Origin of the sequence: Micrococcus sp. APC 4021 (assembly GCF_030407635.1) — a bacterium.
Classification (GTDB): domain Bacteria; phylum Actinomycetota; class Actinomycetes; order Actinomycetales; family Micrococcaceae; genus Micrococcus; species Micrococcus luteus.
On the sequence record NZ_JASDCZ010000007.1, the window covers coordinates 1 to 18,855 of the forward strand.

General features: G+C 65.1%; 17 protein-coding genes and 2 pseudogenes. 6 read left to right on the forward strand and 13 right to left on the reverse strand.

Features of this window, described 5'->3' with window-relative positions; all coding sequences use genetic code 11:
* Nucleotides 1-177: 177 nt before the first annotated feature.
* Nucleotides 178-309: pseudogene (locus QL983_RS01485) on the forward strand (ArsR family transcriptional regulator); the annotation flags it as partial.
* Between the two features lie 51 nt (nucleotides 310-360).
* Here QL983_RS01485 and QL983_RS01490 read toward each other — a convergent pair.
* The 3 genes from QL983_RS01490 to QL983_RS01500 all read right to left on the reverse strand — a co-directional run bounded on the left by QL983_RS01490 (nucleotide 361) and on the right by QL983_RS01500 (nucleotide 3,496).
* On the reverse strand, nucleotides 361-681 hold the full coding sequence (locus tag QL983_RS01490; RefSeq protein ID WP_081339293.1) for a MerR family transcriptional regulator: 321 nt from the start codon (nucleotides 679-681) through the stop codon (nucleotides 361-363).
* Between the two features lie 203 nt (nucleotides 682-884).
* On the reverse strand, nucleotides 885-1,892 hold the full coding sequence (locus tag QL983_RS01495; protein WP_101966231.1) for an IS481 family transposase: 1,008 nt from the start codon (nucleotides 1,890-1,892) through the stop codon (nucleotides 885-887).
* A 350-nt stretch (nucleotides 1,893-2,242) separates the two neighbouring features.
* A complete protein-coding gene (locus tag QL983_RS01500) occupies nucleotides 2,243-3,496 on the reverse strand; it encodes an IS256 family transposase (protein WP_036312731.1) in 1,254 nt (417 codons plus the stop codon).
* A 53-nt stretch (nucleotides 3,497-3,549) separates the two neighbouring features.
* Here QL983_RS01500 and QL983_RS01505 point away from each other — a divergent pair, with 53 nt between their 5' ends.
* Complete coding sequence (locus QL983_RS01505; RefSeq protein WP_290151124.1) at nucleotides 3,550-4,371, forward strand: Abi family protein; 822 nt, start codon at nucleotides 3,550-3,552, stop codon at nucleotides 4,369-4,371.
* Between the two features lie 298 nt (nucleotides 4,372-4,669).
* Here the strand turns inward: QL983_RS01505 and QL983_RS01510 are convergent, their stop codons facing one another.
* The gene (locus tag QL983_RS01510; protein ID WP_036317467.1) at nucleotides 4,670-5,266 is read right to left on the reverse strand and encodes a hypothetical protein; all 597 of its coding nucleotides are present in this window, start codon (nucleotides 5,264-5,266) and stop codon (nucleotides 4,670-4,672) included.
* A 190-nt stretch (nucleotides 5,267-5,456) separates the two neighbouring features.
* Here QL983_RS01510 and QL983_RS01515 point away from each other — a divergent pair, with 190 nt between their 5' ends.
* Together QL983_RS01515 and QL983_RS01520 are read left to right on the forward strand one after the other, a co-directional pair.
* The gene (locus QL983_RS01515; RefSeq protein ID WP_080694935.1) at nucleotides 5,457-6,731 is read left to right on the forward strand and encodes an Nramp family divalent metal transporter; all 1,275 of its coding nucleotides are present in this window, start codon (nucleotides 5,457-5,459) and stop codon (nucleotides 6,729-6,731) included.
* Nucleotides 6,732-6,756: 25 nt separating this feature from the next.
* A complete protein-coding gene (locus QL983_RS01520) occupies nucleotides 6,757-7,428 on the forward strand; it encodes a metal-dependent transcriptional regulator (RefSeq protein WP_036317499.1) in 672 nt (223 codons plus the stop codon).
* Nucleotides 7,429-7,633: 205 nt separating this feature from the next.
* Here QL983_RS01520 and QL983_RS01525 read toward each other — a convergent pair whose 3' ends face one another.
* Complete coding sequence (locus tag QL983_RS01525) at nucleotides 7,634-8,203, reverse strand: TetR/AcrR family transcriptional regulator (RefSeq protein WP_081339297.1); 570 nt, start codon at nucleotides 8,201-8,203, stop codon at nucleotides 7,634-7,636.
* Nucleotides 8,204-8,220: 17 nt separating this feature from the next.
* Nucleotides 8,221-9,687 (reverse strand): MFS transporter, encoded by a 1,467-nt coding sequence (locus QL983_RS01530; protein WP_069942079.1) that lies wholly within the window; start codon nucleotides 9,685-9,687, stop codon nucleotides 8,221-8,223.
* A 279-nt stretch (nucleotides 9,688-9,966) separates the two neighbouring features.
* Here QL983_RS01530 and QL983_RS01535 point away from each other — a divergent pair, with 279 nt between their 5' ends.
* Nucleotides 9,967-10,539: a recombinase family protein gene (locus QL983_RS01535; RefSeq protein WP_290151125.1), complete on the forward strand. Its 573-nt coding sequence runs from the start codon at nucleotides 9,967-9,969 to the stop codon at nucleotides 10,537-10,539.
* Nucleotides 10,540-10,896: 357 nt separating this feature from the next.
* Here QL983_RS01535 and QL983_RS01540 read toward each other — a convergent pair whose 3' ends face one another.
* From QL983_RS01540 to QL983_RS01555, 6 genes and pseudogenes are all read right to left on the reverse strand, one after another.
* Entirely contained in the window at nucleotides 10,897-13,185 is a 2,289-nt protein-coding gene (locus tag QL983_RS01540) for an AAA family ATPase (RefSeq protein WP_290151126.1), read from the reverse strand.
* Nucleotides 13,186-13,278: 93 nt separating this feature from the next.
* Nucleotides 13,279-13,515 carry an IS3 family transposase gene (locus QL983_RS11410; protein ID WP_356767449.1) on the reverse strand — a complete coding sequence of 79 codons (237 nt, stop codon included), beginning with the start codon at nucleotides 13,513-13,515 and terminating at the stop codon, nucleotides 13,279-13,281.
* Nucleotides 13,516-13,528: 13 nt separating this feature from the next.
* The gene (locus QL983_RS01545; RefSeq protein WP_290151127.1) at nucleotides 13,529-14,599 is read right to left on the reverse strand and encodes an IS110 family transposase; all 1,071 of its coding nucleotides are present in this window, start codon (nucleotides 14,597-14,599) and stop codon (nucleotides 13,529-13,531) included.
* Between the two features lie 202 nt (nucleotides 14,600-14,801).
* Nucleotides 14,802-15,146 (reverse strand): DDE-type integrase/transposase/recombinase, encoded by a 345-nt coding sequence (locus QL983_RS01550; RefSeq protein ID WP_290151136.1) that lies wholly within the window; start codon nucleotides 15,144-15,146, stop codon nucleotides 14,802-14,804.
* 163 nt (nucleotides 15,147-15,309) lie between these two features.
* Nucleotides 15,310-15,408: pseudogene (locus QL983_RS11415) on the reverse strand (IS3 family transposase); the annotation flags it as partial.
* A 4-nt stretch (nucleotides 15,409-15,412) separates the two neighbouring features.
* Nucleotides 15,413-15,877: a transposase gene (locus QL983_RS01555; protein ID WP_290151128.1), complete on the reverse strand. Its 465-nt coding sequence runs from the start codon at nucleotides 15,875-15,877 to the stop codon at nucleotides 15,413-15,415.
* Here QL983_RS01555 and QL983_RS01560 point away from each other — a divergent pair.
* Nucleotides 15,876-16,229 carry a recombinase family protein gene (locus QL983_RS01560; protein ID WP_290151129.1) on the forward strand — a complete coding sequence of 118 codons (354 nt, stop codon included), beginning with the start codon at nucleotides 15,876-15,878 and terminating at the stop codon, nucleotides 16,227-16,229. The two genes, QL983_RS01555 and QL983_RS01560, sit on opposite strands and share 2 nt — an antisense overlap.
* 39 nt (nucleotides 16,230-16,268) lie before the next feature.
* Here QL983_RS01560 and QL983_RS01565 read toward each other — a convergent pair whose 3' ends face one another.
* Complete coding sequence (locus QL983_RS01565) at nucleotides 16,269-18,854, reverse strand: DEAD/DEAH box helicase family protein (RefSeq protein ID WP_290151130.1); 2,586 nt, start codon at nucleotides 18,852-18,854, stop codon at nucleotides 16,269-16,271.
* Nucleotide 18,855: the final 1 nt, after the last annotated feature.

An 18,855-nucleotide genomic window follows, 5' to 3' on the forward strand; every position in this document is an offset into this window, starting at 1 on the left:
CGCGCTCGTCGGGGATCCTCTCCCGGGTCAGCGCCACCTTCTCCGGATGGACGGCGGTGACCTGACACGAATCCAACAGCGTCACACTCATGCCACGACCATACACCTATGCAGATGTGCAGATATCAGCAGCGGGAGCCACACACGAGAGGTCAGCAGGTTCTGTATGGTCAGCGCATGCTGACTATTGCTTCGCGGCTGGACGTGATGAACCGGCTGGGCCGGGCGATGGCCGACCCGACCCGCTCCCGCATCCTCATGACACTCCTCGAGGGCCCGAGCTACCCGGCGGTACTCGCCCGCGACCTAGGGCGTGTCTGAGAATGGATCCAGGGCCTTAGCCAAACCCTCGAAGCATTATCAGACACGCCCTAGGGCCAGGTAGTGCTGGAGATCGGCGATGGGCATTCCTGCCGTGCGCATGCGGGTGATGAAGACCAGGCGGCGGATGGCCGGCGAGTCATAGCGGCGGTGCCCGGCATCGTCTCGGGGGACGCTCACCATGCCGATGCGTCCGTAGTAGCGCAGCGTGTGGGCGGTGACGTTGAGGTGAGTGGCGGCCTCCGAGATGTCCCACCAGGTCGTCGGATCATCCCGAACGAGATCTTCCAATGCTTCCAGCGAGACGCCACCGGGAGGGTCCGTAGCCAGGCGCAGGGCTTGCTCCAGCTCTGGGTTCATGTCCGCGACGCTAGGGCTTCGCGTGCGCTCGAACGCAACACGTGCCCGGGTAGCACATCTAGGACCCAGGCTCTTGCCCGTGCTAGAGTCTCAAGCATCATGATCAGCCCGTTGCCGCAAGGCGCGGGCTGATTTTCTTTGTGTGGGAGAGACGCGTGGAGTACACGAAGAAGTGGTTGCCTCTCGAGGCGCAGGTAGAGCGGCTAGTTGTAGGAGGGCATGACGTTGTTGACTCGGGTCGGTGCCAGTGAGGCCGGAGGAGCGTCTCCGCAGGAGGTATGAGGCCGATGGTAGTTGTAGTGGTTCACCCACACCGCCAGGGCCTCACGCCGAGCTTGCTCTGAGGTGTAGGGGCGGGCGTAGATGACCTCATCGACCATCAGCCGGTTGTACCTCTCCACCTTCCCGTTGTGGCGCGGGGTGTAGGGCCGGATCCTGTGATGCCGGCCCCCAAGCGAGACGACCTTCATGGTGAACTCCGCGGCCCGATAATTGGCCCCGTTGTCCGTGATCACCCGGTCCACGGTGATGCCGTGCGCGGCGAAGAACGCCCTCGCCCGGCAGAAGAAGCTCACGGTCGTAGCTGCCCGCTCATCGGGCAAGGCTTCGGTGTAGGCCAGCCGGGTGAACCCGTCCACCGCCGAGTGCAGGTAGGTGTAGCCGACCCGGCGGCCAGGCCCGCGCTTGGCCGCTCGCGCGTTCTCGCAGTCCCGGCCGTGAGCACGCCAGCCTCCCCCGTCAGGGATGCGCCCGATTTTCTTCACGTCCAGGTGCACCATGTGCCCCGGGCCGCGGGCGGTGATCTTCTGCGGTCGTTGGCGCAGGTCCTCACCCGTGGGCGCGAGGTCTGGCAACCGGGAGATGCCCAGTCGGTGCAGCCACCTGCCCACAGTGCGGAGGCACAGCTGGTGGCCTTCGGAGACGAGGTGGTGATGGATGCGGCGGGCGGACCACTTCTGGTCCCGGCGCAGGGCCTCGATTTCGGCCAGGATCGCGATGTCGAGCTGGGCGGGGCAGTGGTGGGGCCGGCTCGAGCGGTCCTGCAGTCCTGCCTCGCCCTCGGCGCGGTAGCGGGCGACCCAGGTGGCCACCGTGGGCCGGCTCACCCGGAACTCGGCTGCCACGTGTGCCTGCGGGATCCCGTCGTGCAGGTGGCGGTGGACCATCCTGAGACGGCCGGTCGGGGTCAGGGGTGCGTTAGCGTGAGTCATGAGCGGGTCTCTTCTGGCAGGTGGGTTGTTGAGGAACTTCCATCCTGCGGCAGGGACCCGCTCGTCTCATCTCAGCCCGTACCCCGTGGCAAGAACCTCATGACCCACAACAGCTAGTCCAGCGCGGTCTGGAGGTCGATGACCTGACGCGGGCTCTCCGACTGCTCGAGTCCGTGGGCTACTACCGAGTAACCGGCTACCTGTACCCGTTCCTGGAGTCCGAGAAGCAGGTCGATGACCAAGGGCACACCAAGATCCGGGTGCTGAATAGGTACCAACCGGGCACAGCCCTGCATCATGCCGAGGTCAAGCCCCTCGTGATGGTGTAGCGGTCTGATCCTTCATGGGGGTCAGGCGCTGAGGCCGAGGTTGAGTTCGGTGTCGGGGTCCACCTCGTCTCCGGTGTTGGTCACGGTGGTGAGCCTGCAGCGGGCCAGGACTTCGAGACCGAGGTAGCGTCGACCCTCGGCCCATTCATCGGTCTGCTCGGCCAGCACCGCACCCACTAGCCTGACGATGGCCGCCCGGTTGGGGAAGATGCCCACCGCGTCGGTGCGACGGCGGATCTCCCGGTTGAGCCGCTCGGCCGGGTTGTTCGACCAGACCTGCGTCCAGACGTCCTTCGGGAACGTGGTGAAGGCCAGGATGTCCGCCCGGGCGGCGTCGAGGTGCTCAGCCACGGTGGGCAGCTTCTCGCTCACGTAGTCCAGGAGCCGGTCGAACTGCGCGTGCACGCTGGCCGCATCGGGCTGGTCATAGACCGAGTGCAGCATGGCTTTCACGGCCGGCCACATGTTCTTCGGGGTGATGCCCATCAGGTTCGCCGCGTAATGGGTGCGGCAGCGCTGCCACGTCGCTCCGGGCAGGTTCGCCGCGATGGCGTCCTTGAGTCCGGTGTGGGCGTCAGAAGTAACCAACCGGACCCCGGCCAGGCCGCGGGCGACCAGGTCGGCGAAGAACTCGTTCCACGCCGCCCCGGTCTCCGAGGTGGCGACCCGCAGGCCCAGGACCTCGCGGTGGCCGTCAGCGTTGACCCCGGTGGCCAGCAGCACCACGGCGTTGACCACGCGCCCGCCCTCGCGGACCTTCATGCTCAGCGCATCGGCGGCCACGAACGTGAACGGGCCGGCCACCCCGAGCGGGCGGTGGCGGAATGCCTCGACCTGCTCGTCGAGCTCGGTGGCCATCCGGGAGACTTGGGACTTGGACAGGGCGTTGACGCCCAGAGTCTTGACCAGCTTGTCCATCCGTCGGGTCGAGACCCCGGCGAGGTAGCAGTCAGCGACCACGGTGATCAGCGCCGACTCCGCTCTCTTCCTGCGTTCAAGTAGCCAGTCCGGGAAGTACGTGCCCGATCTGAGCTTGGGGATGGCCACGTCCAGGGTGCCGACCCGGGTGTCCAGGTCCCGGTGGCGGTACCCGTTCCGCTGAGCAGTGCGCGAGGAGCTGGGCTTGCCCCATTCGGCACCGACCACCGCGTCGGCATCCGCGGACAGCAAGGTGTTGATCATGGTCTGCAGCAGATGGCGCATCATGTCCGGGGACGCTTCAGACAGGGCTTCTCCGAGCAGGCCGGCAGGGTCGAGAATATGAGGAGCGGTCATCGTGATGACTCCATTCGAGGATTCTGTGGAAGGTTGACTCGACGGATCACACGGTGGCCGCGACCACGTCTGAGACGACACGCCCGACCACCGGGCGCTACACCACTATGCGGGACTCAACTCATGCCGAGGAGATCATCGACTTCGATCGGCAACTGCGCATGCTGGTCATGGAGGGTGTGGAGCGCATCGAGGTAGCAGTGCGTATGCGCATCGGCTACGTGTTGGGGCGGACCTCACCGTTCGCGCACGAGAACCCCACCTGCTTCGACGACTCGTTCACGCGGGCGAACACTGACAGTCGTGACCCACGCCCCAGCAAGCAGGTGTTGTGGCTGGAGCGGGTCAAGCAACGCCGGGACGGCTCGGACGAACAGTTCGTCGCCCACTTCCGGCAGAAGTACGACGACCACATGCCGGTCTGGGCGTTGACCGAGCTGCTGGAGCTGGGACACCTGTCGAACCTCTACCAGGGCATGCTTCAGAAGGATGCCGAGGAAGTCGCCACGGCCTTTGGGATCCCCCAGAAGAAGATGATGGGCAGTTGGCTGGCCAGCTTGAACTACGTGCGCAACGTGGCCGCGCATCATGCTCGGCTCTTCAACCGCAAGCTCCAGAACGCCCCGTCCCGGCCGGCGGCAGGCATGGTGCCCCTCCTCGACCATCTGCGGGAACCCGCCGCCCCCAAAGGGGACTTCGGCACCTACAACGCCTTGGCGATCATCGCCTACATGCTGCGGCCCATCGAGGCGGAGCGGTCCTGGGCGCCGCGCCTGGCCGAGCTGTTCCGCACCTTCCCCACATCGCATGCCCTCTCAGTCCAATCGATGGGTGTTCCGGAAGACTGGCACACGCTTGACCTGTGGCGGGGGTGAACTTCGGACGCGAGCTGAGGCCTTGGTAGCGGGTCGCAGTCGGTGGCGTGCATCGCTTCCGAATCTCCTCCGGCGGCCCGGGAGCGGGCCCATCCGGTTACGGGACAGGCCGACCCGGCGCCCTGAGAGGCTGTCTCGGATTTCGTGAAGGATGAGGGCAGTGATGAACTGTTCGGCTGTCAAGCTGGGTATGCCAGAAGCGACCCCCTGTCCCTCAGGGGATGGTGGGGGCGTTGTCCTGGTGTGAGGGCGAGGTCCTGATCCTTCAGAGGCGGCATGGCGGTCCGTCGTGCGGGGGTCAGATCAGCGGTGCGGCGCTCACGGACAGGTTGGTGCCCACACCCGTGGCGTTGAGGTAGACGACGGTGGTGCCGTAGCCGGAGACCGTGATGGACCGGTAGAGGGAGATGGCCGTGACGGCGGTCGAGCTGGCGCCCGTGGACCCGGCGACGCTGTAGGGGGACTGCCCCGTGGTGCCGCAGGCCTCAGTGCGGTCCAGGCCGAGCCGGCAGGTACCGTCGGTGCGTCCTACGGATCCGTTGGCCGGGACGGCGAGGCCGTTGGTCGCGTTGTAGGTCTTCCCGTTGTTCAAGGCGATCCGGGAGGTGCCGCCGTTGCTGGTGGAGGAGACGGATCCGGTGCGCACCCCGCAGGCCGCGGCCTCGTCGCTGAGGCGGAAGTCGAAATCGAGGGCCACCTGCTTGTTGGACAGCCTGCCGAGCGTCTCGTTGGTGATGCGCAGGTAGGTCAGGGTGAACGCCGAGGCTGGGAGGGGCTTGCCTGCGGTGTACCCCGCGCAGGAGGAGGCGGCCATGGCGGGCGCGGCCGTCGATGCGGCCACGGCCGGCACGGCCCAGGCGAGGCCGGTGGCTACTGAACGGCGGGAGATTTCCATGAGGGGTACTCCAGTTAGGGCACACAAAAGAATTCAGGTGCACACGATTAGGTTCGTGAAAGCAGGAGTGTTCGGCTACGGCCGTCGGTGCATCTGAGACTGCCGGGGTGCCGGGGTGTGGTCAGACCACCTGTCTCCTCAGAGTTCAGGTATGTTAAATCTCATGCATGCATCGCCATTGGAGCCTCGGATGACCGCCGGTGTGGATCGGCCGGCGGATGGCAAGGTCGCCGTGGAGAGGGTGGATCGCCCCGGTCGTCGGGGAATGCGGCTGCTGGGGCCGGCCTTCGTGGCGGCGGTGGCCTATGTGGACCCCGGCAATGTGGCTGCGAACCTGACGGCGGGGGCCCAGTACGGGTACCTGCTGGTCTGGGTGCTGGTCGCAGCGAACCTGATGGCCATGCTCGTGCAGTACCTCTCGGCGAAGCTCGGGCTCGTCACCGGCCGCTCGCTTCCGGAGCTGCTGGGGCACCGGTTGCCGCGCGGGCGGCGTTTGGCGTACTGGGTGCAGGCGGAGATCGTGGCCGCCGCCACGGATCTGGCCGAGGTGATCGGAGGGGCCATTGCCCTGCACATCCTCTTCGGTATCCCCCTGCTGGCCGGCGGGGTGATCGTCGGGGTGGTCTCGATGATCCTGTTGGGTGTGCAGTCCCGGCGCGGGCAGCAGCCCTTCGAGTTCGTCGTCGTGGGCCTGCTGGCCGTGATCACCCTCGGGTTCGTCTCGGGACTGTTCTACGGGCCCATCTCCTGGGGTGAGGCCGTGGCGGGCATGGTCCCCCGGTTCGAGGGAACCCAGACGGTGCTCCTGGCGGCCGGCATGTTGGGGGCCACGGTGATGCCCCACGCGATCTATGTGCACTCAGCTCTGGCGCGTGACCGCCATCAGGGGGCCCACGCTCATCCGGGCACCCTTGGCAGGCTGCTGCGGGCCACCCGGTGGGATGTGGGGCTGTCGCTTCTGGTGGCAGGGTCGGTGAACATCGCGATGCTGCTGCTGGCGGCGGCCAATCTCTCCGGGGTCTCCGGGACGGACAGCATCGAAGGCGCCCACGCGGCGATCACGACCGCACTGGGGCCGGCGGTGGGCGTGCTCTTCGGCGTCGGCCTGTTGGCCTCCGGGCTGGCCTCCACCGCGGTGGGCTCCTATGCGGGGTCGGAGATCATGGGCGGGCTGCTGCGCTGGCGCATCCCTCAGATGCTGCGGCGGGTGCTCACGCTGATCCCCGCGCTGCTGGTCATCGCCTCCGGGGTGGACCCCACCTGGGCGCTCGTCCTCTCCCAGGTGCTGCTCAGTATCGGCATCCCCTTTGCCATGATCCCCCTGGTCCGACTGACCGGTGCCCGGGCCGTGATGGGCCGACACGCGAACTCCACGCCCCTGCAGACGGTGGCATGGGTGGTCGTGGCTCTGATCGTGGCCCTGAACGCCGTGCTGCTGTGGCTGACGTTGACCGGGCAGGGGTGAAGGAGGTCCCGCTATCGTGCAGGCCATGAGCCTCGACGAGATCACTCCGGTGGCCCAGGACTACCTCAAGGCGATCTGGTCCGCCACGGAGTGGGGAGACGCGCCGCTGAGCACGAAGAGCCTGGCCGCACGCATGGGCACCACCGCGCCCAACGTCACCGAGACGGTCAAGCGCCTGGCAGCCCAGGGCCTGGTCGAGTACCAGCCCTACAAGCCCGTGACCCTCACCGGGAAGGGATGCGAGCACGCGATCGCGATGGTCCGCCGGCACCGGCTGCTGGAAAGCTTCCTCGCCGCGAGCCTAGGCTACTCCTGGGACGAGGTCCACGCGGAAGCCGAACGACTCGAGCACGCCGCCTCCGACGAGCTGATCGAGCGGATCGATCAGATGCTGGGCCACCCCACGCACGATCCCCACGGCGACCCCATCCCCACTCCCGTAGGGCAGCGGGAGCGGCCGGCCCACGCGGTCCGCCTGGATGCAGCCGAGCCGGGGTTCTACCGGGTCCTACGCATCTCCGACGCCGACCCGCAGCGTCTGATCCGCTTCCAGCAGGCCGGAATCGTTCCCGACAGTGTCGTCGAGGTGGCCGAGGCCGGCCACTTCCGACTGCGCGTGGTCGCAGTCGGGCCCGTGGAACTCATCGAGACGGATGCGGCTGCCATCTGGCTGGTGCCGAGCTCGACTCGAGGATGAATCGTCCCCACCTTCATTGCGCAGCGGTGCCGCCCCGTCGAGAAGCAGGCTGTCCAAGGGGGTATACCCACTAGGCGCATGTGTCAGAGCCAGTTGGGTGCTGCTGGACAGAGGTGCCAGGGTGCGATCTTGCTTGACAGGGTTGCCCATCATCGCGCTCGACGGATTCGTCGATCCGGCCTTCTCCAACCGCGCGCTGGCTCGCTTACCCGTTGGGCTTGGCCTCGGATTCATGGACGTCATTCTGGAGTAGCGCGATGATCTGCTTTGCGGTTTCACTCCGGTGGTCCTGTGAGATGGGCCTGCTTCCGATCAGGTCGTTGACCCAGAGCCCGTCAGCAGCGAGCAGGGCGAGCGAGGTCATCTGGTCGCGCTCAGCTTCGTCTCGTTCGCTACGTCCGGTCCATCGGTCGATGAGGTCTTCCCAGATCGCCTTGTGCTGGGTGTGCTGGCTGTCGAGAATCAGCTGGAACTCGGCGCGGGAGGCGGCTGTCGAACAAGTGAGTATGTAGGCGGTCAGGCGCTCCATCGGCGTTGCCTCAGCGGTCGGCTTTCCACAGGCGATCTCTAACTGCCGCTCCCAGCGATCAGCGAGTCTCTGGTGGATCGCAGCGATCAAGTCGTCTCGTGACGGGAAGTGGTAGATGATCCCGGCCCTGGTGATCCCTGCAGCGGCCGCGACAGAGTCAAACGTGACTGCTGTGATCCCGTCTTCCTCGATCACTTGGATCGCGGCGTCGAGGATCATGGTCTTCTTGCTCTCACGCACCATCATGCGCCCCTCCGATTGGTTCAGTGGTTTTCGGCGTACTCCATTGCCTCGCTGCCGCGCCCGTAAGCGCGGAGCAGCCGATTGGTCAGAGCGGCTCCACTAGCCAGCATGACAGCGAGGACGATCATCGTGACCAAATAGGCCGTGTCGTAGGCGGAGGTGGCGGCTGCGATCACGTCGAGATCTCCGTCGGCGATCCCGAGGGCATCGGCAATGCTCTCCCCCGCTGCGGCGGGAGTGCCATCCGGGAGTCGGACGACTGTGGCGTAGACGAAGGTCAGGAGGCTCCCGAGGAGTGCTACAGCCGAGAGGGAGCCCATCTCATAGGAGACTTCTTCGATCGAGGCCGCCATGCCGGCCTTTCGCGGAGGCGCGTTGCCCATAATGGCGGCGGAAGCGACGGCGCAGGTGCCGCCCAGGCCGAAGCCGGTCACGATGAAGCTGACGACCAGCAGGGGTAGTGATCCGTTCGCAGAGGCCAGCACGGCGAGAGCTAGTCCTAGGGCGGCGATGGCGAGGCTGCCGGAGATAATGATCCGCAGGCCCACGATGTGCAGGATCGCGGCCCCTAGGACACCTGAGGGCAGGGCGCCAAGCGCGATGGCTGCGACTAGCAGGCCTGCTTGCAGGGGGGTGAAGCCCTCGACGAGCTGGAAGCGCTGTGTGGTCGCGAGCTGGGCGCCAGCGATGGTGAACATCGCGAAGAAGGCTGCCAGAGAGCCGCCAGCGAAGGCGCGGTTGCGGAAGATGGAGAACTCGATGAGTGGTTCTTCCAATCGGCCCTGGCGTCGCACGAAGAGGACGAACCCGATGACTGCTGACGCCAGCGCCCCTGCGATCAGAACCCAGTTCTGTGGAATATGGGCCAGTTCCTTGATGACGAGCACGGTGCCCACCAGCCCGACCATCGCATAGAGGGATGAGACGAGATCCCACTTCTTCGACGGATCGGGATGGTTGTGCGGCGCGATGATTGCGGTCGCCACAAGTGCGATGGCAACAACGGGGACATTGATGAGGAAAACAGATCCCCACCAGAACCGTTCGAGAAGGGCGCCGCCGAGAATGGGTCCGAGCGCTGCCCCCGCGATCGACAGGCTCCCCCAGATGGCGATGGCGATGTTGCGCTCACGAGGATCGTCGAACGCGAGGCGGATCAGAGCAAGCGTGGCGGGCATCATCGCTGCGGCCCCCACAGCGAGGAGTGCCCTGGCGCCGATCAGGAAGGCAGGGTTGGGCGAGAATGCCGCTGCCAGTGATGCGGCACCGAAGATCCACAGGCCGACGACGAACATTCGGCGGTGGCCGATGCGATCGCCCAGTGTGCCTGCTCCCAAGAGGAGGCCAGCCATGACCAGGGGGTAGGCGTTGATGATCCACAGTGTCGAGGATCCGGACGCGCCGAGGTCTGCGGTCAACGTAGGCAAGGCGGTGTAGAGGATCGAATTGTCGAGGGTGATGAGTAGCAGGCCGGCCCCCACGGTCATGAGCAGCCACCACCGCCGCGGCGATGATCCAACGTCGTTCACTGTTGTACCCCTGTCCTCTGCCTGTAGTCGCATCAACGAAACTATACTAACAGGTTAGTAAAGTAAACGTCAACGCTCCGACAGAGGGATGCCTCACAATCCAGCTGGGTGTTCATTGCCCCATCCCGGCGTCAAGCCGGGTATACCCCTTTACACACCCTGCCCGCCTACGAGAGCATCACGTCAGAGACGGTCCTAAACCGGGCCGTTAGACAGAAGTGTCGGAGGGTCTAGGACGTGGTTGGACAAGCTGTGGCCTATGTGCGGGTCAGCTCGGCCGAGCAGAACCTGGATCGTCAGCTCGAGGCGGTGGGGGAGTGCGACCGCATCTTTCAGGACAAGATCTCCGGCAGCTCGAGGGCCAAACGCACCGGGTTGGCTGAGCTGATGAAGTACGTGCGGGAGGGGGACCTGGTGAAGGTCGCCTCGATGGATCGGCTGGGAAGAGACACCCGAGACCTCTACGCGATCGTGGATGAGCTCACGGACAAGGGGTGCGTGGTGCAGTTCGTGTCCGAGCGGATCACCGTGGACAAGTCCGGTACCTCCCCGGTGGACGGGCTGATGCTGGGGATCCTGGCGGCGTTCGCGGAGTTCGAGCGCCGGCGGATCAAGGAGCGTCAGGCCGAGGGCATCGCCCTGGCCAAGGCCCGCGGCGAGTACGTGCAGGCACCGAAGATGTCGGACACGGACGTCGAGCAGGCGAGAGTGATGATCGACATGGGCATCCCGAAGGCCGAGGTGGCGCGCACATTCGGGGTCAGCCGGCAGACGGTCTATACCTCGTTGAAGCGGCCAAGAGTTCAGTAGAGGGAAAGGGGGCCGTTTGCGACGGCACCCTTTCCCTTGCGTAAATCCAAGACACGTTTCTCCCTAGGTACTGTTGACCGACCTGGGTCTTTGTCGTGACGGGGGCCAGGTTAGAGGGAACACGAGCACCCAGCCCAATCCTTCGGGATTAAGGCGCTACCTCTTGGGAAGTGAGCGACTCATTACCAGGCCCCTTATTGCTACCGGATGAGGGCGGTTTGCATCATCCTTCCGGTGACGGCGGGAGGGCTGAGGCCAGGGTGCACTCGTTTATCATGACCTTTCACGCCCGTAGCGCTGCGCCTGCCGCGGCTAAGTCGAGCGTGGAGGCACAATTTCTCATCCGAGCCCAACTTCCTATGGGAGGATGGTGGGCTCTAGGTTGGTCGCCTTGCACATGCGGTCGAAGTGCTCGGAATCCACGGAGCGCAGAAATTCCATGCATCTCCTGATCTGCCTGCTGACGGCACGCGCATCGAGGACGTCGATGCTTTCGTTGCCCTCCCCATGTGAATAGCGGTTGCAGAAGTCGTAGACGTCGCGGTAAGGCTCGCCCTCCTGGGAACTTACAAGGGTTTCAAGCTGTTGCAAGAAATCACTGCGGTGGGGTGCCTTGTAACTGGCGAAGACCTCCAATACGCGACGGGCGGCGTTTGGCAAAAGGAAAAGGCGTTCATGGTCCTCGGGATCAGCTATTCCGGCCATCACCATCGAGAACAGGTAAGCGTACTCTGAGGTGCTGTTGAGCAGGACCCGCGGTAGCTCTCCAACCTTGGATCGACGTTCTCCGTTAACCGACGTGGCGTACATCTCTAGGAAGCTGACCCTCGGGAAATTTTTCTCCTCAGTGTTCCCCTCCCGGATCTCCTTCATCGATTTTCCCCAGGCATTCTTGTGTGACTTGAGGAAGAGTCGTAGAAGGCTGAAGTCGTGAGTCAGGATGACGTACTGACCGTAGTTCTTCAGGCTGTCGATTAGCCACTGGTGGGTAGCAAACACTGCCTCTCGGTCGAGGGAGCTCGACGGGTCGTCCACGACCACAATTCTCTGTGAAGGATGCCCGCCGGGAGCCTGTTCGTCCTGGAGCTTCCGCAAGAAGTACAGGAGAGAGAGTGTCATCCGCTCGCCGTCGCTGAGATCAGTACTGGGCTTGTTCCCGCGGCGACACGCATACGACTTTCCGTCCGGGGTGACCGCCACGGTGAGGTGACCCTTGCCATAGACTCGGGCGAGATCCTTCGTCAGGGTGTTAGCCATGTCTTTAGTCGTGAACTGGGCTTGACGCACCTCGCTCAGGCGTCGCTCAGCTAGATCCGCCGCCTTTACGGTGTTTTCCCTTATGGTCGCTAGCCCGCCGGCTTGCTCCTCAAGCCGGCGAAATGCGTCGCTCTGTGATCCGACCAGGTGATCCAGGACAGTCTGCTTGTAGCGGGCCGTCACATCTGCGTATCGAGCTGCCTCGTCGTTTTGCTCCGTGACTACCTGGTCGATCGCCGCAGTTGAGGGGGCTGATGCGAGCACCGACCATTCCGGCGCCAAAGGTGTGGCGCTGGGGTTAGCAACCTTCGCCTTCAATGCACTCTCTACTGCTTCCAGGGCAGTAACCCGCTCATCAACTGCCCTCTGGACCTGTTCAATGGCTCCCTGGTAGTCCACCTGGAGTGTGCTTGTGACCCGGGCGGCATCCGGTAGGCCACTCTTCCAAGCGTGGAGCGCCTCTTTCTCAGTGGTCACGGCGGTCAGCAATGCCTGAGCTTGGCCGCGGATCTTGAGCCAGCTCTCGTCGAAGTGAAGAGCCAATTGGTTGCGGCGATGATTACTGATCTCCCCGTCGCAGAACAGGCACCGGTCGAGTTCCTTGTGCAAAGTGAGACCCTGCTCGACCCAGGTTTGAGCTGACGAGTTAGCATTCAATGCCTCAATGGCCATACGGGTTGGGCTCATCGCAAGCAGCTCGCTCAGAATAGCGAGATGGCCGGCCACACCGGTTGGTGGAGGGGTGATGTTTGGCAGGGAGGCTGGAGCGCCTTCGGCTAGCCGACGGAGGGCTTCGGCGTGCGCATCGCTATTCGGGCGATCGCCCTTGTGGTTGCGCAGGTCGCTTTGGACCCTCGACACCGAGAATCGGTTCTTCGTGTAATAGTTGTAGTCGAACTCCTTGAGCTGGGAGACGATTCGCTCCTGAACGTCGCGAACCAACTTGTTGATCTCGCTTGTCGCTAACTTGTGTTGTGCTTCCGCTTTCCTTCTTTCGTCGTGTAGTTGAGCGATTTTCGCAACTAGCCGAGCTTCCTCATCCTTGGCATCGATGGCTTCCTTGCCCAGCGTGACGATCGCCGAGGCACTCTTGCCGTCGAGGAAAGCCGACAGATTAGCCTTGACCCATCGGCGGGTGAAGACCGCCATGGAGAGTGAAGGAGGTGCGCCGCCTGCGCTGGTTCTCGTGGGGTGCCTATTCTCATCTTCCCAGACGGCCCCTGTGGCTCCCTCGCCTTCGGAGAGGCTGAGTAGCAGTTCGGCGAGGGTCGATTTGCCACTGCCGTTGTGGCCGTAGACGACGGTCTTACGGCCAAAGGGGAGGTCTTCAGGCCAGAAGTCTCGGTCGAGTGAGCGCCAAGGATCCGTTATATCAATTCGGCGTAGCATGCTCAAACACTAATGGTTCCTAGACCAGTCTGTCGTCAAACACGTGCCGAGCGATCAGGGGAACCGTGGGCTCTCTGAATCGCCCCGGGTTTGTTAGAGGCTCGTAAGTGCCGCCCCGGCAGGCGCCGGCACGGGATTCTCATGATGGTAGACGTCCTCGAACTCGACCGGAGGAACCATCCCGATCTCGCCGTGCACACGACGATGGTTGAACCAGTCGATGTACTCCGCGACCGCGATCTCCAGGTCCTCGATGGACTTGAATGGCCCCTTGTTCTGGATCAGCTCCGCCTTGAACAGCGAGTTGAACGCCTCCGCGAGGGCATTGATGCTCCTATAGTTGTCAACTCGCGATCTGACCGGTGCGAGGGTTGGTCTTCACGAGGTGGTAGACCTCGCGGATCACGTACCTCTTGAGGCAGCGAATGATGTCTCGCTTGGACTTGCCCTCCGCGGTGCGTCGTGCCACGTAGGCGATCGTGGGCTCATGGAAGCGCATCCGCACGATGACTGTCCTGTAGATGGCTGCGTTCAGCTGACGGTGACCGCCATGATTGATCCGATGTTTTCCGCTGCTCATCCCTGAGCCTGTAGGCACGGGGCTGATGCCGGCGAGCTTGGCGAATGCTGCCTCGCTCTTGATCCGTTCGGGATTGTCCCCGGCCACGATTAGGATCTCCGCTGCCGTGTCCACGCCGATCCCGAACTGGTCGAGCAGGTGCGGCGCACGCGCGATCACGAGCCCCTTGATCATGGCCTCGAGCTCGAGGATCTCCTCGTTTAACGACAGCCACCGCCTGGCCAGCGACCGGAGCACATGACGATTGGCCTCCTCCGGCGTGCTCAGCGCGCGGGGGCGCAGGGAAGCGCAGTGGCGGGCGATCATCTTCTGCGTCTTCCCCTGCAGTACCTTGCGTAGATTCTCTTCGGCGTGCACGAGCATCGCCTTCAACGTGATCATCGCTGCAGAGCGGTCTTTGACCGCAGTGTCGTGAGCGACTTTGAGCTGACGGATCATTTCCACGCTCCCGTCGGCGCTCTTGGGCGTGGCGGTGGCGAAACCCGCGAGGACTGCGCGGGCCGCGTTCTCAGCGTCCAAGGTGTCGGACTTCCCGTTCAACCGACGCAGGCGTCGGTCTGGGCGCGAGACTTCCACGACCTTGTGCCCCTGGCGACGGATGTACGAGGCCAGACCAGCCCCGTAGGAGCCTGTGCCCTCGACGCCGAACGCGATGATGGTGCCGTAGTCTGCGGCCCATTCCAGTAGCTGCTGGTAACCGGCACGGTCGGTGGCGATCGTGCCGGTCGCGAGAATCCCACCGATCGAGTCCATGACGGCGGCCACGTGGATGTGCTTGTGGGTGTCCACGCCGATCACGACGTGACCGGAACGGGTGGGGGCGATCTGGCTCATGTACGAGGCTGTCCTTCGGCTACGGGTGCGGGGGCGGCACCGACGCCGGTGGGCGGACAGGACTGTCACGGGGACACGGTCACGAAAATGCTCCAGGCTCCTATCAGGTCACGCCCGGACCGGCGGCAGTGGTCGTACGTGCCCGGCCGCGGGCCCGACAGATCAACGCCAAGACACCATGTGGGTCAATCGTAGAGATGGGTCAGAGCACCACGGCCAGGACTTCCTCATCCTCGCGGAATCCGGCCCTCAGAGACTGACAGTCATACGAGTCCCCCGTCGAGCCGACTGAGGCGACGGCGCCGGCCTGGGCGAGCCGCTGGGTGTATCGCACGGCGACGTACTGGACTCCTTTATCGCTGTGATGCCGTAGCCCGGCCACGTCTTGGCCTGCACGCTGACGCGTCCAGAACGCCATCTCGAGGGCGTCCAGGGCCAGGTCCGTGCGCAGCGACTTCGACAGCTGCCAGCCCAGCACCCGTCGGGAGAACACGTCGATGATGAACGCGGCGTACACCCATCCGCTGAAAGTGCGGCAGTAGGTGATGTCTTACGACCCACAGCTGGTTCGGAGCCGCCGCGGTGAAGTCGCGCTGCACCAGGTCTTGACGCTCATCCGGGCCGCGGCCTGGGACCGTGGTGCGCGGGCCCTTCGCGCGGCTGATCCCGCGCAGGCCTGCGGCTCGCATGAGCCGCTCCACCGTGCACCTGGCCACCTGCAGGCCCTCCCTCCGCAGTTGCGCGTGGACCTTTCGGGCCCCGTAGACCCCGTAGTTGGCCTCATGCACCCGCCGGATTTCCACGAGCACCTGCTCATCGCGCAGGCTGCGCGCTGAAGGAGGGCGCGTCTTGGCCGCGTAGTACGTGCTCGGTGCGATCTGCGTGCCTGCTGCGGAGAGCGTGGTGCAGATCGGCTCGACACCGAACTCGTGCTTGTGTTCGTCGATATAGTCCACGATCAGCGCTGTGGGCGTCTCGAGCATCCGCCGCGAAGAAAGCCGACGCCGAGCGCAGGATCGCGTTCGCCCGCCGCAGTTCACGGTTCTCCTTCTCCAGCTCGGCCACCCGGGCGGCCTCGCTGGTCGTGATCCCGGGGCGGTGGCCGTGGTCGATCTCGGTTTGGCGGACCCAGTTGCGCAGCGTCTCGGGATTGATCCCGAGCTGTTCTCCCACGCGGCGGAATGCTCCGGTCCTCGTGGCGGGGTCTTGACGGGCTTCCAGCGTCATCCGCGTGGCGCGTTCACGGAGCTCGTCGGGGTACTTCCGTGGTGCGGGCATGCTCTGCATCCTTCCGTTGGATCAGAGCCTCCACCAGACCCGGGGCGATTCAATCTCCAAACGGATCACCGTGGACAAGTCCGGCACCTCCCCAGTAGATGGGCTCATGCTGGGCATCCTGGCGGCGTTCGCTGAGTTCGAGCGCCGGCGGATCAAGGAGCGTCAGGCCGAGGGCATCGCGTTGGCCAAGGCCCGCGGCAAGTACGTCCAGGCCCCGAAGCTCTCGGACACCGACGTGGAGCAGGCGCGTGTGATGATCGAGATGGGGATCCCGAAGGCCGAAGTGGCGCGCACGTTCGGGGTGAGCCGGCAGACCCTGTACACCTCGTTGCGCCGGCAAGCCTCAGACTGAACCCCATCCTCGGCCGCCGGCACCACCTGGGTTTCTGCTTCAGTACGCGGGCGCGGCCCTGTACAGGGATTCAGCGTCTTGGGCTGCGTGGACACCGGCCTGGACGACGTCGTTCTTCATGTCCAGCACCCGCAGCTGCCCCTCGATCTCAGCGACGGCCTCGATCCGACCGAAGGCATCCCCGTGGGCCTGGGCGTACTCGGCCAGGCCCCGCAGCTTGGGCAAGGCGTCGGCCAGGTGCGTGCCGTGGGGGTCCACGATGTCCGCGCGGATCGTGCCGTCCTGGTTGGCGTGGAAGAAGAGGAAGTCCGGTCGCAGCGCCTGCCACTGGCCGGTGCCGTCCTGGAACGGGATCGCCAAAGACTGCTTGGAGGCCCGGGAGGGGTTGCGGTACCAGCCCCGGAAGGAGGGCTCGGCGGCTTCGGAGTCCAGCACCTGCTGCTCCCAGGCGTTCAGGTCCACAGGCAGGGTGCCGTCCTCGGCGGCCATCAAATGCAGGGTGCGTCTCTGCAGAGGACGCTCAGTGCCATCAGGGAGGCGCTCCTGCTGGTCGGCCTGGGTCAACTTCGGGCGGGTCAGGTCCACACGTTCAGGCTGACGGGCCATCTCCCGCACCCGGTCATACACTGCCTGGCGCTCATCGGTCAGGCCGTTGATCTGCACGCGGTACTGGCTCAGCCAGTCCTGCACGAGCTTGTCGGCCTTGGCCTCCAGATCGGCGACGACCTCGGAGGTGCGGGCCAGGGAGGCGATGATGATGTCTCCTTCGCGCAGGTCGAGATCCTCTTCGTCCTCGGGGACGATGTGATCGATGTAGGCCCCGGCGATCCAGCCGGTGAGGGTGCGGGCCGCCGCGGCAGCGGCCTCCTCGATGGCCCGGTCATCGGCCAGCAGTTCCAGGCTGGTGGTGCTCAGGGTTGTGGTTCCCATTCGGCCGGTCAGCCGCTGGGCAGAGAGGGTGAGTACATCCTGGCGGGCCGCGGCGATCTGCTCGGAGTACTGGACCCTGCATCCGTCCAGGAGCTTGCACATTGTGTGCGCGGCGGTCTTGACCGCCCCGGGCAGCAGCTCGTCGTTGGAGAGGGCGTTGGCCAGGATGTCCAGGCGCTTGAGCGGTTTGGTGGCGCCCCGGGGGATGGTCATGGAGGGCAGGGCGTCGAACACCGCCCACACGTCTTCTCCCACTGCCGGGTTCGGTGTCAGGGTGACCGGGTCGAACAGCACCCGCCGGGCGGCCTGCTTGCCGGGGTCGGAGGTGGTGTCGTCCATGTCGGACTGTCCGCGCATCAAGGTCTGGGCGATGGCGGTGGAGGTGGTCTTGTCGAAGTGGGGCAGGAAGCAGTCGATGGAGTTGAGCACCTCGTTGCCCGGGATGCGTCGGGCCAGGGGGGTGCGGACCATCCGGCCCAGCAGCTGGTGGACGTAGGTGGCGTCCTTGTAGGTGCGGAAGGACATCAGCACCTCCGCCCTGGGGCAGTCCCAACCGGTGGAGATCGCCTCCATGGCCAGCAGCACCCGGATGTGCGTGGCTTCCTGCACGCGCTGCGGGGCGATGTAGTTGACGATCTGGCCGGGCAGGTGCCGGTCGGTGTGGGTGCCGAAGACGTGGGCGATGTCCTGGGGCCGCAGATCGGGCCACTCCTGGTGGATGACATCCAGGATCCGCGAGAGGTGCTCGTCGCTGGGTTTGTCTGCGACCTGCACGACCAGCAGCGGCACCACCGGGTCCGCCTCGCCCTGCTCGGCGGCGTAGGCGGCCCAGGCCCTGGTGGAAGCCTTCGTGCGGGCCACGGCCTCGCGCAACAGCGTGGTGTCGAAGGCGCCGGCTTCCTCGGGGATAGTGAGGACCACATCGTCCTTGAGCAGCCCGGAGGCCTGCACGAGCGCGGGGTCGACCTGCACGGGGGAGAGCGCGTCCCGGTCGGTGGCATGGGCCATGGCCTGAGTAAAGCGTTCCACGGTGGCGGAGATCCCGAGCACGATCGGCATGGCCGGGGCCAGGGCGGTGCCGTTGATCAGGCGCTGGACGATGGTGGCCCGCTCCTGGTCGTTCTTCTTGGTGGTCTTCATGCCCCGGTGGGCCTCGTCCAGGATGAAGTACAGGGTCCGTCCGGGGGTGGCCACGGTGTTCGCGATGACGTCGTAGATGGTCCGCTGGGCCATGTCGGGGGCGGCCATCACCGGGGTGGCGGCGTTGGCGGGGTCCGCGGCTCCGCGCACCAGGCGGGCTCCTTCACGCAGCTTCTGGGCGTTGAGGAAGTACACCTGGCCGGGGGCGAAGGTGGTCTCGGCGAACGAGTTCTCCACGGTGCGCAGCCGACCGTCTAGCTCGGAGGATGCGGCATGGATCCGGGCGCGGGACTGATCATTCAGGTCCGGGTCGTCGGAGAACCAGAGCACGGTGGCCCCGGGGTCGGGGGCGATGTCCTCGGTGTACTGGTCAGAGCCGAAGAACAGGGCCTCGATGATGGCCGCGGCCATCACCGTCTTGCCGGCCCCGGTCGCCGCGGCCAGAGAGAAATGGGACAGGACCCCGTCGTCCTGGTAGTTCTTCCTGGCCCGATGCAGCCGGTTCAGGACCTGCTCGACAGCCTGGGCCTGGTAGTCCTTGAGGGTGTAACGCATG

Bases quoted from the DNA above. Each gene is read 5' to 3' on its own strand.
- QL983_RS01525 (WP_081339297.1), bottom strand. From the start codon at position 8,203: ATGATGGTGCGTGAGAGCAAGAAGACCATGATCCTCGACGCCGCGATC.
- QL983_RS01530 (WP_069942079.1), bottom strand. From the start codon at position 9,687: ATGACCGTGGGGGCCGGCCTGCTACTCATCACCCTCGACAATTCGATC.
- QL983_RS01560 (WP_290151129.1), top strand. From the start codon at position 15,876: ATGCTCTGCATCCTTCCGTTGGATCAGAGCCTCCACCAGACCCGGGGC.
- QL983_RS01495 (WP_101966231.1), bottom strand. From the start codon at position 1,892: ATGACTCACGCTAACGCACCCCTGACCCCGACCGGCCGTCTCAGGATG.
- QL983_RS01565 (WP_290151130.1), bottom strand. From the start codon at position 18,854: ATGCGTTACACCCTCAAGGACTACCAGGCCCAGGCTGTCGAGCAGGTC.
- QL983_RS01490 (WP_081339293.1), bottom strand. From the start codon at position 681: ATGAACCCAGAGCTGGAGCAAGCCCTGCGCCTGGCTACGGACCCTCCC.
- QL983_RS01515 (WP_080694935.1), top strand. From the start codon at position 5,457: ATGACCGCCGGTGTGGATCGGCCGGCGGATGGCAAGGTCGCCGTGGAG.
- QL983_RS01520 (WP_036317499.1), top strand. From the start codon at position 6,757: ATGAGCCTCGACGAGATCACTCCGGTGGCCCAGGACTACCTCAAGGCG.
- QL983_RS01540 (WP_290151126.1), bottom strand. From the start codon at position 13,185: ATGCTACGCCGAATTGATATAACGGATCCTTGGCGCTCACTCGACCGA.
- QL983_RS01500 (WP_036312731.1), bottom strand. From the start codon at position 3,496: ATGACCGCTCCTCATATTCTCGACCCTGCCGGCCTGCTCGGAGAAGCC.
- QL983_RS01510 (WP_036317467.1), bottom strand. From the start codon at position 5,266: ATGGAAATCTCCCGCCGTTCAGTAGCCACCGGCCTCGCCTGGGCCGTG.
- QL983_RS01545 (WP_290151127.1), bottom strand. From the start codon at position 14,599: ATGAGCCAGATCGCCCCCACCCGTTCCGGTCACGTCGTGATCGGCGTG.
- QL983_RS01555 (WP_290151128.1), bottom strand. From the start codon at position 15,877: ATGCCCGCACCACGGAAGTACCCCGACGAGCTCCGTGAACGCGCCACG.